This is a genomic window from Clostridioides sp. ES-S-0010-02 (assembly GCA_020641055.1).
Lineage (GTDB): Bacteria > Bacillota > Clostridia > Peptostreptococcales > Peptostreptococcaceae > Clostridioides.
The window spans coordinates 577,088-592,890 of record CP067345.1 but is presented as its reverse complement, the minus strand read 5'-3'; the positions used below and the strand labels follow the sequence as shown (position 1 = coordinate 592,890).

General features: G+C 28.4%; 12 protein-coding genes, 1 riboswitch and 1 other annotated feature. All 12 genes read right to left on the bottom strand.

Features of this window, described 5'->3' with window-relative positions; translation table 11 throughout:
* Positions 1 to 60 precede the first annotated feature (60 nt).
* The gene (locus JJC01_03175) at positions 61 to 2,727 is read right to left on the bottom strand and encodes a valine--tRNA ligase (protein ID UDN58884.1); all 2,667 of its coding nucleotides are present in this window, start codon (positions 2,725 to 2,727) and stop codon (positions 61 to 63) included.
* A 76-nt stretch (positions 2,728 to 2,803) separates the two neighbouring features.
* Positions 2,804 to 3,068: a binding site (T-box leader), on the bottom strand.
* Between the two features lie 320 nt (positions 3,069 to 3,388).
* Positions 3,389 to 4,216 (bottom strand): polysaccharide deacetylase, encoded by an 828-nt coding sequence (locus JJC01_03170; protein UDN58883.1) that lies wholly within the window; start codon positions 4,214 to 4,216, stop codon positions 3,389 to 3,391.
* 47 nt (positions 4,217 to 4,263) lie between these two features.
* Positions 4,264 to 5,700: an iron hydrogenase gene (locus JJC01_03165; protein UDN58882.1), complete on the bottom strand. Its 1,437-nt coding sequence runs from the start codon at positions 5,698 to 5,700 to the stop codon at positions 4,264 to 4,266.
* 83 nt (positions 5,701 to 5,783) lie between these two features.
* A complete protein-coding gene (locus tag JJC01_03160) occupies positions 5,784 to 6,656 on the bottom strand; it encodes an FUSC family protein (protein ID UDN58881.1) in 873 nt (290 codons plus the stop codon).
* Positions 6,657 to 6,812: 156 nt separating this feature from the next.
* A complete protein-coding gene (gene phoU, locus JJC01_03155) occupies positions 6,813 to 7,466 on the bottom strand; it encodes a phosphate signaling complex protein PhoU (GenBank protein UDN58880.1) in 654 nt (217 codons plus the stop codon).
* A 27-nt stretch (positions 7,467 to 7,493) separates the two neighbouring features.
* Complete coding sequence (gene pstB / locus JJC01_03150; GenBank protein UDN58879.1) at positions 7,494 to 8,258, bottom strand: phosphate ABC transporter ATP-binding protein; 765 nt, start codon at positions 8,256 to 8,258, stop codon at positions 7,494 to 7,496.
* A gap of 18 nt (positions 8,259 to 8,276) precedes the next feature.
* Positions 8,277 to 9,101, bottom strand: coding sequence for a phosphate ABC transporter permease PstA (gene pstA, locus JJC01_03145; GenBank protein ID UDN58878.1), 825 nt, complete (start codon positions 9,099 to 9,101; stop codon positions 8,277 to 8,279).
* 1 nt (position 9,102) lies between these two features.
* Positions 9,103 to 10,020, bottom strand: a complete 918-nt coding sequence (gene pstC / locus JJC01_03140) for a phosphate ABC transporter permease subunit PstC (GenBank protein UDN58877.1) — start codon at positions 10,018 to 10,020, stop codon at positions 9,103 to 9,105.
* A gap of 340 nt (positions 10,021 to 10,360) precedes the next feature.
* Entirely contained in the window at positions 10,361 to 11,041 is a 681-nt protein-coding gene (locus JJC01_03135; protein ID UDN58876.1) for a response regulator transcription factor, read from the bottom strand.
* 49 nt (positions 11,042 to 11,090) lie between these two features.
* Entirely contained in the window at positions 11,091 to 13,106 is a 2,016-nt protein-coding gene (locus JJC01_03130; protein UDN58875.1) for a histidine kinase, read from the bottom strand.
* Positions 13,107 to 13,184: 78 nt separating this feature from the next.
* The gene (locus tag JJC01_03125; protein UDN58874.1) at positions 13,185 to 13,862 is read right to left on the bottom strand and encodes a response regulator transcription factor; all 678 of its coding nucleotides are present in this window, start codon (positions 13,860 to 13,862) and stop codon (positions 13,185 to 13,187) included.
* Positions 13,863 to 14,439: 577 nt separating this feature from the next.
* Positions 14,440 to 14,523: riboswitch (cyclic di-GMP riboswitch) on the bottom strand.
* A gap of 254 nt (positions 14,524 to 14,777) precedes the next feature.
* Positions 14,778 to 15,611: a phosphate ABC transporter substrate-binding protein gene (locus JJC01_03120; protein UDN58873.1), complete on the bottom strand. Its 834-nt coding sequence runs from the start codon at positions 15,609 to 15,611 to the stop codon at positions 14,778 to 14,780.
* Positions 15,612 to 15,803 lie beyond the last annotated feature (192 nt).

Below are 15,803 nucleotides of genomic sequence, written 5' to 3'. Positions count from 1 at the left end.
AAAGAAAAACATACAAAGAATACATATTTAGTACTCTTTGTATGTTTTTATCCCACACATTTATTTTACTTTAGTTTTTAAATTTGCTAATCTTTCCTCAACAGATTTAATCATTTCTTCAAATTTTTCTTTTTTAGCTTTTTCTTCTTCTATTAAGCTTTCAGGAGCTTTTGCTAAGAATCCTTGATTTGCAAGTTTTCCATTAACTCTCTTTATCTCTCCCTCTAACTTTTTCATTTCTTTAGATAGCCTTTCAATTTCTTTTTCAAAGTCAACTAATTCATTAAGAGGTATGAATATTTCAACACCATCAATAACTACACCAACTGCATCTTCTGGTACATTTGATTTGTCTTTTGCTATCTCAACAGTTGAAGCAGATGCTAAAGTTATAAAATAATCCTTACCAAGTTCAATAGTTTCTATTTTATCTTCACTTGGTACTATTATTAATTTAGCCTTCTTAGAAGGTGGTACATTCATTTCTGCTCTCACATTTCTTATACTTCTTATACCTTCCATTAATAAACTCATCATTTCTTCTTCATCAACCATATTATCTTCTTCATTATATTTTGGCCATTCAGATACTATTATACAACCTTCAACAGTAGGAAGATGAGTGTATATTTCCTCTGTTATAAATGGCATATATGGATGTAGTAATTTTAATATTTTTTCAAGTACATAAGTTAATGTATATAAAGCAGCAGACTTAGCATCTGTATCGTCTCCATATAATCTAGGTTTTACCATTTCAATATACCAGTCACAGTATTCTGACCAAGTAAAATCATATATCTTTTGTAATGCTATCCCTAAATCAAATTTATCCATATTATTAGTAGCTTCTTTTACAATATTATTGGCTCTTGATATTATCCATTTGTCAGCTAGAGTTAAATTATCTTTTACATTTTCTCTATTTATATTCTTAATTATCTCCTCATCAATATTCATAAATACAAATCTTGATGCATTCCACAATTTATTAGCAAAGTTTCTAGCAAATTCTACTCTTTCCATATAGAATCTCATATCATTTCCTGGGGAATTTCCAGTTGTTAATGTAAATCTTAGTGCATCAGCTCCATATTGCTCGATTATTTCTAATGGGTCGATACCATTTCCTAAAGATTTACTCATTTTTCTACCTTGAGAGTCTCTTACTAAGCCATGAACTAGTACATGGTCAAATGGTTTTTCATTCATACAGAACATACCTGCAAATGCCATTCTAACTACCCAGAAGAATATTATATCGTATCCTGTAACAAGTACACTTGTTGGATAATAATAATCTAATGCATCTGTCTTATTTGGCCATCCTAGGGTAGAGAAAGGCCATAATGCAGAACTAAACCAAGTATCTAGTGCGTCTTCATCTTGTTTAAAATGAGTGCTTCCACATTTAGGACATTTATCTGGCATCTTTTTAGCAACTACTATTTCTCCACACTCTTGACAATAGTAAGCTGGTATTTGATGACCCCACCATAATTGTCTTGATATACACCAATCTCTTATATTTTCTAACCATTGTAAATAAGTTTTATCAAATTTATCTGGAACAAATTCTAATTCTCCTTTTTTAAGAATCTCTATAGCTGGTTTTGCAAGTTCTTCCATCTTAACAAACCATTGCTCTGATAATCTAGGCTCAATTACTGTATGGCATCTATAACAAGTTCCTACATTGTGATTATGCTCTTTTATCTTGATTAGATATCCTTGTTCTTTTAAGTCTGCTATGATGGCTTTTCTACACTCAAATCTATCCATACCTTCATATTTTCCACAAACTTCGTTCATAGTTCCATCTTCATTCATTGTATTTAATTGCTCAAGATTATGTCTTAAACCTACTTCAAAATCGTTAGGGTCATGAGCTGGAGTCATCTTAACAGCACCAGTTCCAAACTCTAAATCTACATAACTATCTGCAACTATTGGAAGTTCTCTTCCTACTAATGGAAGTATTGCTGTTTTTCCTATTAAGTGTTTGTATCTATCATCTTCTGGATTTACAGCTATACCAGTATCCCCTATCATTGTTTCAGGTCTAGTAGTAGCTATTTCCAAGAAGTCTTCACTATCTTTTAATGGATATTTTATATGATAAAAGTTTCCATCCTGCTCTTCATGCTCAACTTCTGCATCTGATAAAGTAGTTTTACAGTCTGGACACCAGTTTATTATTCTATTCCCTCTATATATATGTCCTTTTTCATATAGGTTTACAAAGAACTCTATAACTGCTTCATTGCAACCTTCATCCATAGTAAATCTTTCTTTATCCCAATCACAAGAATCTCCTAATTGTTTAAGCTGATTAACTATTTTTCCTCCAAATTCGTCTCTCCATGCCCAAGCTCTCTTCAAAAATTCTTCTCTTCCTATTTCGTATTTAGTCTTACCTTCTTCTTTTTTTATTCTTTCAACAACTTTAACTTCAGTTGCTATAGAAGCATGGTCAGTTCCTGGAAGCCAAAAAGCTTCATATCCATCCATACGTTTCCATCTAATAAGTATATCTTGAAGAGTATGGTCAAGAGCATGTCCCATGTGCAATTGACCTGTTATATTTGGAGGCGGCATCATTATTGTAAATGGTTTTTTATCTGGGTTTGGTTTAGATTTAAAATACCCTTCATCCATCCATTTTTTATATAGCCTAGCCTCAAAATCTTTAGGATTATAAGTTTTTGATAAGTTCGTATTTTCCATTGTATTGCCTCCTATATTTTTATAAATAAATTTTTTAAATATTTTTGGGAATAAAAAAGAGCCTTTCATCCTCTTTTAAAAGGACGAAAAGCTCGCGTTACCACCTTAATTCCAAAGATTAAAAATTCATCAACACATAATTAAATTAATAGTTAATGACAATCTTAATAACTTTGACTCTCAAAGAATTTAACGATTCTAACCGTCTAAACTTACTAATAGTTCAGTTTAGAAACTCCAAAGCTACATTCAGCAAACCTTATACTTAGAAAATCTTACAGCCAGTGAATTTTCCTCTCTTTTAGTAGTATTTACTTACTCCTCTTCTTCTTAGTCTTTAATATTATATATTATTATATACAAATATTATTCTCTTTGTCAATTATTTTTATTTTATTTTTTCTGAATTTTCCCAATTATCATTTTTTATATTCTATGCTAATTATTATAATCTATACTATTTTTTTAAATTATTTTGTTTTACATAGTCAATAATTATTCTATTACTTTATTGACATTTTTACTACTATTTTATCAATTTTATGTTAGTTTCACTTTATATGTTATTTTCCTATATGACATTTTAACTATAATATTTTAAATGTAATTAAGTTATGTATTATATTTTATAAATGCTTTATTTTATATTTTTTAAAGTTCACTATAGGTTTTCTTGCCAGAAGTTTTTAGGCATAACATTCTCTGTAATTGGCAATATAGTATATCCTCTCTCTTTTAAAATTCTTATCATATTATTTAAAGCATTTACACTTTGTTCTTTTTCATGAATTAATACTACTAATTCATCTCTTTTTCTTCCATAATATAAAATATTACTAACTATTTGACTTGTGGACGATTTCCAGTCTTGTGTATCTAAATTCCAATCCCAAATTAGGTAATTATTTGCCATAAGCTTATCGTATGAACCTTCTGGCATATATGGCTTACTTCCATATGGTAGTCTTATTAACTTTGAGCTTTGACCAGTTATATCCTGTAGCGTTTTATTACATGTGTCAAATTCTCCAACTGTTACTTCTGGACTCTTATACAACTTATGTATATCATGACTTACACTATGAAATCCTATCGAATTTTGTTCTTCTAAGACTCTCTTCACCTCTTCTTTGTGGTTTTTCATATTTTGATTAAGCATGAAAAATGTCGCTTTGACATCATTTTCTTTTAAAATATCGAGCAACGCATTTGTATATTTTGATGGTCCATCATCTATTGTTATGTATGCAACTTTTTCAGATGTAGCTCCTGGTCCTTTCCTCTCTTCTTGAGATGTTTTATATATAATTTCTCCTAAAGTGTTATTTTGAGAAAGTAATTCTAATGTAGTTTTATCTTTTGTATTGAGATTTTCAACTGGAACATTGTTAATTTTTTCTTCTAATAATGTCCCAGTTAAAATTAAAACAGCTACAAGAAATACACGTATAATTACATGAAAAACAGTTTTATTATCTTTAATTTTCATCCCCCATATCTCCCTTTTTATAAAAACATAAACTCAAACTAAAAAAATTATTTTTTATATTTATTGTCCTTCTTATTACTTTTTATGTCTCTGCTAAATATTTTCTTTACTTGTTCTTCTTCTTTTTCTCCCAATGATTCTACTCTCTTTATTCCCATAGAAGTTAAAAATTGTAGAACATTTAAATTATCAAATGGTGTTTCCATATTTGTACTTTCACTGTATTCATCAACATTCTTAGTACCTTCTTCTACACTTAAAATACGCTTAGGACCTCCCACACAACCTCCTACGCAGCCCATTCCTTCTATGAAAGTAGCCTCTATCTCTTTATTTAAAACTTTCTTCAGACCATCCATACATTCTTTTGTTCCTTCAAATGCTTTTTCTTTAAACTTTATGTTTTTATCAATTCTTCTAACTGATAATTTGACTGCTTTACTTACACCCCCTGTTCTAGCATAAACTCTACCTGAAAGAGATGCTTCTACTCTATTACTTTCATCCATTACTGCTGGATTTAGTTCTAATGCATCAAATATTTCCTGTAATTCTTTAAACGTAAGTACAAAATCAACTGCATCCTTTATATCTTCCAACATTGCTTCTTTCTTCTTTGCCATACAAGGGCCTATAAATACAACTTTAGCCTCTGGATTTAAAATCTTTACAGCTCTACCACAAGCAATCATAGGTGACACAGATGGTGATACCTTATCTAATATTTGAGGAAAACTATTTTGTATTAAGCTAACCCAAATAGGGCAACAGCAACTAGTTATAAAGCATCCTTCTTCGTCCTTTTTCATATGCTCATAATAGTCATATGCTTCTTTTGCAGTAAGCATATCTGCTGCTAAAGCAACTTCTATCATATCTTCAAATCCTATCTTTTTTAATGCAGTTCTTAACTTACCAGGACTTACATCTTTTCCAAATTGACCTACAAAAGCTGGTGCGACTATTGCATATACGGGACTCTTTATATCTTTTAATAGCTTTATCATTGGTATGAATTCAATCTTATCTGATATCGCACCTAATTTACATCTTGACACACAATCACCACAGGCACTACATGTATCTTCCTCATTACAATTAATATGCTTATTTCTTATATTGCATGACTCATCTTCTTTATTATTTTCATCACAATATTTACAAGCATCTGATATTATAGATATTATTGGTCTTTTTACTTCATCCAAATTTACAGCTTCGTGCAATGCATCTTTTAGGTTTTTATCTGTATCTCCTGTTACATCCAATCCCATAGTTACCCTGATTAAATTCACCATAGTATCTTTGTCAAATTGATTATCAAAATGACTATCTAAATTTTCGTTTAACTCTTCACTTAAAATTTTTTCAGGCAAGTTTTCAATATCTTCTGTATCCTCATTCCATACTGCCTTTACAAGTTCTCCAAAAAGCTTCATTTTGTATCTTTCTAATATTTTAGAATTATCATTTATAGTATTCATAAAAAATAGTACCTCCGTAAATTAAACTTATATATGTTTAATATTTACAAAGATACTATTTTTTATTTATTATTTATTGACTATTATTGATATGACTTATTTAATTTTTTCAATAATTCTATTTCAAGCATTATTTTCATTAAATGATAGTTAAAGACTGGACTTTTTTCTTCATCTACATTCCAATCCAGTTCGTCCACACCATATGTTTTCTTAAGGTATTTATATGTATGCTCTTTTAAATAGAGTTTATTTTCTAGTAACTCTATAGATTGCATGTGAAAGTGGATTTCTCTACATATCCTTAAGGCATTTTCTATTTTTTCTATATTGGTTTCACTTAAACTATAGTCTAGCTCGTCGATAAGTTTTGAATATATTTCTTCCAATTTTTCTACTTCTTCTTCAAATTTTTCTACATCTAGATTTTCTTTTCTAAGTATTTTTTCTTCAATAAGCAACATTGAAAGTTCTTCTATTTTTTTAAACTCATCTATAACACTATTTAGGTAGTTTGGTCTAGCAACATAATAATTAACGAGTACACCAAATAAAACTCCTACAGATGTATCTAATACCCTGTGTAAAGAATAGTATACGGGGTCATTGTTTCCTACACCTAGATGTATGGCTAGAAAAGTGACACAGGCAACAACTACTGACTTTATTTTAAACAGATTACATAGATATATTGAACACATTACACCAAGACCACATAAAAATGGGTCTCCTGCTTTGGTGATAGCAAATAAAAATCCTATTATACCACCCAAAATAGTACCTTCTACTCTATTGATTCCTGTCTTTAAAGAACCTTTCACTGTGTCCTGAACAGAAATTATACATGCTACTAGAGAATAAAACATATTCTCAACTAAATAATTACCAAGAAGCATACATAAAGTTACACTAATTCCTGTCTTTATAGTCCTCATACCCATCTTTTGAAGTTTCAAATTTCCACCTCCTAAAAGCACCTTATATAAAATACGCATCCTCATATTTAATATGTTCCTAGTATATCACAATTTTTTAAATTTACCCATTAATCGCATTTTTTTAACAATTGCTTTTTAATTTAGACAATAAAAAAACTGCTATAAAGCAGTTTTTTATCCTATCTCTACCATTTTACCTTCAATTGCAAAGATTATTTTTTCACATACATTTGTTATATGGTCTCCAATTCGTTCAAGGTATCTTCCTATAAGTAAAAGTTTTACACCTTGATCTATTGTATTTGAATTTTCATGCATTATTTTTAAACAATCAATTTGTACTTGCTCATATAAATCATCTACAATGTCATCTTTACTTCCAACATTATAAGCTATACTTGCATCAAATGATATTAAAGCCTCTCTAGTTTGAGACATCATATTCTTACATTCCTTTGCCATTTTAGGTATATCTATCAACTCTTTTATATAAGCTTCTCCACCTATTTTCAACATTTCTCTAGCTATATTTGCTGCATAATCTCCAATTCGTTCTAATTCTATTGATATGTTTCCCAAAGAATAAATAAATCTTAAGTCTCTCGCCATTGGCTGTTTTAGCACTATTAATTCTATACTTTTATCTCTTATTTCTTCTCTCAATTTATTTATTTCTTCATCATCATCCACTACTTTTCTTGCACCCTCTAAATCTTTTTCTATCATACAAGTTACAGACTTTTCTATTGCCTCTTCACATTTTTCCATCATAAGTACTGTCTGCTCTTTTAAAGTATCAATACTTATATCTAAACTATTATTGACCATTGTCTAACTCCTTTATAGTTATATATTTTAACCGAATCTACCTGTTATATAGTCTTCTGTTCTTTTATCCACAGGAGTAGTAAACATAGTTTTTGTATCACTAAATTCTATAACCTCTCCATTTAGGAAAAAAGCTGTTTCATCTGATATACGAGCAGCTTGTTGCATATTATGTGTAACTATGACTATTGTATAGTCCTTTTTCAAATCTTCTATAAGTTCTTCTACTTTTAATGTTGAAATTGGGTCTAAAGCAGATGTAGGTTCATCCATAAGTATAACTTCTGGTCTCATAGCAATTGCTCTCGCTATACATATACGTTGTTGTTGTCCTCCAGATAATCCTAATGCAGATGATTTAAGCCTATCTTTAACTTCCTCCCAAATAGCTGCTCCCTTCAAACTTTCTTCTACTATCTTGTCTAGTTGCTTTTTATCTCTTAACCCATGCGTACGAGGTCCATATGCAACATTATCATATATACTCATAGGAAATGGATTGGGTTTTTGAAATACCATTCCTACTTTTGTACGAAGGTTTATAACATCATCTGAAGTATAGATATCTTCTCCATCAACGGAAATAGTCCCTGTAATTGTTACATTTTCTATTAGGTCATTCATTCTATTTAATGTTCTTATAAAAGTAGATTTTCCACATCCAGATGGACCTATTAAGGCAGTAACTTTATTTTCTTTTATATCCATATTTATTTTATTTAGAGCTTGTTTGTCACCATAAAATAAATCCAAATCTTTTACACTCATTTTTATTTTATTGATTAATTCCATCATTCACACCTCTTAAATTTAATAATTAGCCTTATTTAACTTCTTAGCAACAAATCTTGCTAACATATTTAATACTAATACAATTACTATTAAAACAATACCTATACTAGCTGCTGTCGCTATGTCTCCACTCTCTTTAGTTAGTAAGTATGAGTGTACAGTTAGTGTTCTTGCACTATCAAATATTCCTCCTGGCATCTTAGCTACAGTACCTGCTGTAAGTAGTATAGCAGCTGATTCTCCAATTATACGACCAACTGACAATATTACTCCTGACAAAATTCCTGGTACTGCACTTGGAAGTACTACTTTATATAAAGTTTGAAATTTAGTAGCTCCTAATGCTAGAGATGATTCCCTATATGATTGAGGAACTGTCTTTAAAGCTTCTTCTGTTGTACGAATTATTACTGGTAATATTATTATTGCAACTGTAAGTGACCCTGCAACTATTGAATATCCCATTTTTAAGGTAACTACAAAGAAAATTCCTCCAAATAACCCATAAACTATAGATGGTATTCCTGACAAACTTTCAGTGGCAAACCTTATAGCTGTAACTGCTTTTCCTTTTTTAGCATATTCTTGTAAATATATAGCTGCTAAGATTCCTATTGGTGTTGCTACAATTATAGAAACCAATACAGTATATAATGTTGTAATTATCATTGGGAATATACCACCATCACCTGATGCTGAATAATTACTAAATAAGAAGTTAAAATTCATATTTCCGATTCCCTTTATAAATATAAATCCTACTATAACTACTAGTGATACTATTGTAAATAATGCTGATAGATATACTAATAATTTCAATATATTCTCTCTGAACTTTCTCATCTTAATTTACCGCCTTATTTGAAAGTTTATTTAAAACTAAGTTTAAAATTAATATAAATGTAAACAATACTACTCCAGTTGCAAATAACATTTCTTGATGTGTCCCAAATGCATATCCCATTTCAAGTGCTATATTAGTTGTAAGTGGTCTTACACTATCTGTTATAGAAGTTGGCATAACTGGTGAATTTCCTGCAACAAGTATTACTGCCATTGTCTCTCCTAAAGCTCTTCCTACGCCTAGTACTACTGCTGCTAATACTCCAGACTTTGCAGCTGGTAATACAACTTTAAATATTGTTTCTATTTTTGATGCACCAAGTGCTAATGAACCCTCTTTATATGCTTTTGGTACTGCTCTTATAGCTGTTTCTGATACAGATATTATTGTTGGAAGCATCATTACTGCTAATACTATTATTATTGCTAATAAACTCTGTCCTTTTGGAAGATTAAATATACTTTGTATCATTGGAACTATTACTGCAAGGCCAAACACCCCATATAGTACTGAAGGTATACCTGCCAGAAGTTCAACTGCTGGTGACATTATTTTTGCTAATCTTTTAGGTGCTACTTCTGCTATAAATATAGATGTTAATATTCCAATTGGTACTCCTATTACAAGTGCACCAATTGTAGCAACTATTGATGCTGCTATCATAGATGATATTCCAAACTTATTAGCTGAAGGAACCCAATCCGCACCTGTTAAAAAATCTATAAATGAGTATCCCTCAAATATAAAAGGTCTTAACCCTTTATAAAATACAAATCCTATTATCAAAAGTAAACTTGCAACTGCTACTAAAGCACTTAATAGAAATATATTTTTTGCTACTTTTTCAACTATATATTTAGTCTTATTTCCATTATTGTCATTTTTTTCTAAACCTACTAACCTAGATTTTACTATCATAATATCCTCCCATTTAAAATATACCTATTTATTTTCGTTCTGTATTTAAAATTTAAATTTTTATAAGTTCGTTATCATTAAATTTTCTATATTTTTATTCTACTTTTTTTAAGTTAAATCTATATTAGGTTTAAGTTAAACAAGTGTAAAATTATATTCACTTTTTTAACATTAATTTTACTTTTTGGACTATATTTGACATTTACTTTACAATTTAACTATATTTGGCAACAATAAAATAGCAGATATAAGTAATAATACGTACTACACGTAATTTATTATTTATATCTGCTATTAAAATTTGTTAACTAGATTTAACCTTTTATAATCTATATATTTATTATTCCTTATTAAAGTAATACCCTGCTCCTCTTATTGTTATGATTTTTTGAGGATTTTTGTAATCTTTCTCTATTTTCTTTCTCAGTCCGTTCACTGCAACTACTACACTATAATTATCCTCTAGATAATCATTTAACCATACATGTTCATATATCTCTTTGGTAGTTAAGGTCTTTTCTGGATTCTCTATAAAATAGTTCAACAACTTATTTTCTGTTGGAGTTAATTTTATTATTTTATCTTCTAATTTTATTACTCCACTTGTTCTATTGTATTCTTCTAATCTTGTATTACTTTCATTGTTATTTATATATGAATTTACTCTTCTTAAAATTGCTTTTACCTTTGCATATAGTATTTCCAAATTTAAAGGTTTGATTAAATAATCATCACCACCAGAATTTAAAGCATTTAAAATACTTTGGTCTTCATTTATATAAGTCATATAAACAATCGGACACGTAGTTACATTTCTAATCTTTTTACATAAAGTCCATCCATCACCATCAGTTAAGATTATTTCTAAAAATATCAAATCATATTTATTGCTAAATATTTTTCCAATAGCTTCTTCACAGTTATACGCCAAATCTACATTTATTCCTTTTTGCTCCAAGAAATTTTTTAATTCCTGGCAATTATTCTTGTCTCCATCTATTATTAATATCTTAGTTTGCATTATAATCACTCCTAAATATCATTATTCTTTTATATTAAATAACTATTTATTATAAAAAACATAAACTTAATTTTATTGTAAAAACAGTTCCTTTTCCCAACTCTGAATCTACAAAAATCTCTCCATCATGCTCTCTTATAATGGATTTAACAATATATAATCCTAACCCTTGACCTTTTGAAGTACTATTGTCCCTTTCTGTAAAGAATCGGTCAAATATCTTTGGTATATTTTCTGCTGGTATACCTTTACCATTATCAGAAATTTTAATAATTGCAAATCCATCTTCTTTATTCACTGACAAAATTATTTTCCCATCAAATGAAGTAAAGCTCAAAGCATTATAAATTAAATTTTCAAATGCTCTAGCCAATCTTTCTTTATTTACTTTTGCATATATTTTTTTATCTAATATATAAACTTCAAAATTTACACCACATGCTTGTGTATCTGGTAAATTATTTTCATATACCTCTTTAATAAAATCATTCAGACATATTTTTTCACTAAGACCAATTTTTTTATCTTGTAATGTAAATTCTTGTAAACTACGTACTCTATTTTGAACTTCATTTGATTTTTGGTTTATTGCATAAAGATAGGTTCTTGTCTCCTCATCTACATGAATATTCCCCACCTTTATTAAATCTATAAATGCCTGTATAGCTGAAACAGGTGCCTTTAAATCATGTGCTACATCTGCCAAGAATTTTTTACGTTCATTTAATAGTGTTGTAAGTTCATTAGTTCTTACTTCAACTTCATGCTCAAGATTTTGTGTGAGTTTTTCATTTTCTTTTATTATTATTCTATTTCTATTTATCATCATAATAGAAAATAAAATAACTATTAAAAAACCACAGTATTCTGTTTGCCATCCTGTAAATATAGGTTCAAACCTATTACTAGTCACTACATCAAATAATATACTGACACCAAACACTATGTTTGCTGAAACTAAAATATAGGAGCTTAATTGCTCAAAGTATGTTTTTTTATAAATTGAAACTATTGAAGACATCAATATATAAATAAATACAACATATTTATATATGTCTATTAATTTTCCATAGATATTAACAAAGTATATATCATATGGAAGAAGAATAACTGGTATCACAATGGATATGATACACATAGTAATTCCTAATGGTAAAATTAAAAATCTATATACTTTATTTCTTTCAATTTTGGATATATTTCCATTTATACAAATAATACATAAAACTGCTATAAAGTATGATGAATCTTCAACTGCATATGTAAAGTTCACTAAAGGAAGCCCCATTAAATGTATAAAAGGATATGACACGTGTATAGCAAAAAAAATACACATACATCCAAAGTATAAATATAGCTTGCTTTGTTTTGAAAGTACCCAAACAGCTAGAGAAAATATAGCTATTGCAATAGTTGTAAAACAAATAACACTATAAAAAACTAATCTATAAAATATCATATTACTTACATCTTTTGTTTTTCCTAATGCAGGTGGATAATACAAACCGCTATAATAATGTGAGAAATTGGACACATTGATTATAATTTCTGTATCTTTCTTTGCAACAAAACTTACTACTGTGTTTTTAATTTTAGGTCTATATCTTTCTGTACCTATATCTCCTAACTTAGAGACTATTTCACCATTTATCCAAACTTCACTTGAACAAAAGATTTCTGGAAGTTCTAGGCTTAGTACTTTGTCTTTACCTTCATTTTTTATCCTCATGCGATAAGTTGCATTTCCATATGGCGATTGTTTTTCTTTTCTCATGGAAAAATCTGGATATTGTCCTATAAAAATATATTCTGGTTTTATATCTTTCTCTCTAAAATCTTTTGGCTTAAATATCTTATGGTTATAAAATTCCCAATCATCTATTAGAAAAACAAGTTTATTTTTAGAAAAAGTATCCTCATCTATAGTTAAAATTCCATCACTTGCTCTAATAGACTTATATGTATATTTATTATCATATTTATAAAGAAAATTTAATCCTATTATTGCCAACAGAGAGACTATCAATACAATGAGAGTTCCTTTTAGTACATTAGACTTTTTCATTGCATTAACCACATCTCTTTCTTTTGTAGTAATATTAAATGATAAAATAAGAACTATTTATTGCTTACATTATCTTGCTTATGGTACAAACTTATATCCTTTACCCCACACGGTTTGAATATATTGATGCTCTCTGCTTAAAGAATTAATTTTTTTCCTCATCTGTGCAATATGAACTTGTACAGTATGTTGATCTCCAACATCAGGCATTTTCCAAACTTGATTATATATCTCTATTTTTGAAAATACTTGTTCTTTATTTTCAGCTAAAAATAATAGGATTTCAAACTCCATGGTGGTTAAGTCAATACCCTTTTCATCAAAGGTTACTTTTCTTGAATTTACATTTATTACTAGGGATGAAAACTTTAACACATTAGGAACTGATGTAATGTTTTTATATTGCCTCATTCGAGCATAGATTCTAAGTTCAAGTTCTTTTAAGCTATATGGCTTTGTTATATAATCATCTCCTCCAGACAAAAAACCTTGAACTCTTTCCTCTTCATGTTCATAATTAGATAAAAATATTATAGGTATGTTAACCTTTTCTTTTATAGAATTACATATTTTATATCCATCTGAATCTGGTAGTGCAATATCTAGTATTATACAGTCTAAAACTATACTTTCTACTATCTTCATTGCACGTTTAGCAGTCTCTGCTGTGTATACGTTAAAACCTATGTTAGAAAAATAAATTTGATTTATGTTTAAAATATCAACATCATCATCTACAACTAATAAGTTATACATTACACCACTCCATTCAAAAATATTTTAATCATAATCTAAAGTTATAAGTATTACAAATTATAATGTTTTACCTCTTATCTAACTAATATTATTATTTTATAATATCTTTACAAACTAGACTATAAAACTTAAGTATTTTTGAATAATTCTTGAACATTGTCTTAAATATTAAGCATTCATTATTAAATACTAATCAAAGTCTCCGATTGTTGGAAAATGGAACTTAAAATCATTATATCTCATATATATACGATATTTATAGAAACTTGTCCATTAGCCAGTTTGAGTATTGATTTATACGATTTATATGGTTATAATATAAAATAAATTGTATTATTTTGGTAAGTACATTGTTATAAAAAAATTATATTATGTATTTTAATTGATTATAAAATTATTATATCTTCGTTATAATTGCATTATATTTTTTAAAAAATTTCCCTTTTCCAACAAAGGGCTACTTTGGCTAAATATAGCCATTTATATATATAAGTAAAGTTATTAAAGCTTATAATTTTCAAATTTCATATCAACTATGTTAAATTTAAAACAAAAAAAAGGCTATGTAATATAAAATTATATTCATAGCCGGTTGCACCACTAACTCCATATACCTCTAGATGCCCAATAATAAGATATACTTCTCAGTTTCTAAAATATTTTCATTAAACTTGTTTAAATTGTTCTGATAAATTTCATTTCTATTCTAACATTGTAATATTATCTTGTCAATATTTACATATTTTTTAAATATAATGTACTAACTATATATATTTTTTATTTAAAAATGTTTATATTTCTATCATCAATAATAGACAATACCCTGCAAGTTATAGTAGCATTTTTATAAGCTGACTTTGCAGGGTATCATATATTTTTTTATGTTAAGTTTTTATCTTAATAATTAGCTTTATCTTATTGATTAACTTTAATGAATCCTTTTTCTGAAACAAGTGCTTGTCCTTCATCACTCAATATATAGTCTATCAAAGCCTTACCTTTTTCTGATAATTTATCTTCTTTATTAACTAATATAAATGGTCTTGATATTGGATATTTATTAGCTATTACATTGGCATCAGTTGCATCAACATCATTTACTTTTAAACTATTTACTTTCTCATCAACATATCCAAATGATATATATCCTATAGCATTTTTATTTCCTTCAACTGTAGTTTTTATATTTCCTGAACCATCACTTATTTGTGCATCTTTAGTCAATTCTTCTGACTTGAATCCTACAATTTCTTGGAATCCATCTCTAGTTCCTGAACCTTCTTCTCTTGATACTATTACTATTGGTTCATCATTTCCGTTAACTTCTTTCCAGTTAGTTATCTTTCCTGTGTATATACCTTTTATTTGGTCCATTGTAAGATTTTTTACTGGGTTGTCTTTATTAGTTATTAATGCTATACCGTCTATTGCTATCTTAGTTTCCTTTAATCCAGCACTTTTTTCTTCATCTTTTAAATCTCTTGAACTCATACCTATTTCAGACGTTCCTTCTATTGCATTTTTTATACCTCCAGAAGAACCAATTTGTTGTACTTCTACACTAACACCTTGATTTTTTTCCTGAAACTTCTCTCCAATAGTTTCCATAAGAGGCCCTATTGAAGTTGAACCTGAAACAGAAACTTTATTTGAATCTCCTGAACCTCCAGAGTCAGAACCACATCCTACTGCTAAGACTCCAACCAACATTGTACTAGCTAAAAGAACTCCTATTTTCTTTTTGAACATTTTACTTACCCCCGCTTATATTTTAATTTTTTTGTTTTCATATTTGCTATATTTTAATAATACATATTTTTTGTTAAGTGAATATTAGAGCGAGGTTAAGTAAATGTAAATATTGTTAAATACATGTAAAAATTTAATTTTATATAGTATATTTAAAATTAGATTAATTTTTTTAAGTGTTTTCCAATCAAC

Coding starts and splice junctions, on each gene's coding strand:
- JJC01_03175 (UDN58884.1), bottom strand. CDS start 2,727: ATGGAAAATACGAACTTATCAAAAACTTATAATCCTAAAGATTTTGAG.
- JJC01_03170 (UDN58883.1), bottom strand. CDS start 4,216: ATGAAAATTAAAGATAATAAAACTGTTTTTCATGTAATTATACGTGTA.
- JJC01_03165 (UDN58882.1), bottom strand. CDS start 5,700: ATGAATACTATAAATGATAATTCTAAAATATTAGAAAGATACAAAATG.
- phoU (UDN58880.1), bottom strand. CDS start 7,466: ATGGTCAATAATAGTTTAGATATAAGTATTGATACTTTAAAAGAGCAG.
- pstB (UDN58879.1), bottom strand. CDS start 8,258: ATGGAATTAATCAATAAAATAAAAATGAGTGTAAAAGATTTGGATTTA.
- pstA (UDN58878.1), bottom strand. CDS start 9,101: ATGAGAAAGTTCAGAGAGAATATATTGAAATTATTAGTATATCTATCA.
- pstC (UDN58877.1), bottom strand. CDS start 10,020: ATGATAGTAAAATCTAGGTTAGTAGGTTTAGAAAAAAATGACAATAAT.
- JJC01_03135 (UDN58876.1), bottom strand. CDS start 11,041: ATGCAAACTAAGATATTAATAATAGATGGAGACAAGAATAATTGCCAG.
- JJC01_03130 (UDN58875.1), bottom strand. CDS start 13,106: ATGAAAAAGTCTAATGTACTAAAAGGAACTCTCATTGTATTGATAGTC.
- JJC01_03125 (UDN58874.1), bottom strand. CDS start 13,862: ATGTATAACTTATTAGTTGTAGATGATGATGTTGATATTTTAAACATA.
- JJC01_03120 (UDN58873.1), bottom strand. CDS start 15,611: ATGTTCAAAAAGAAAATAGGAGTTCTTTTAGCTAGTACAATGTTGGTT.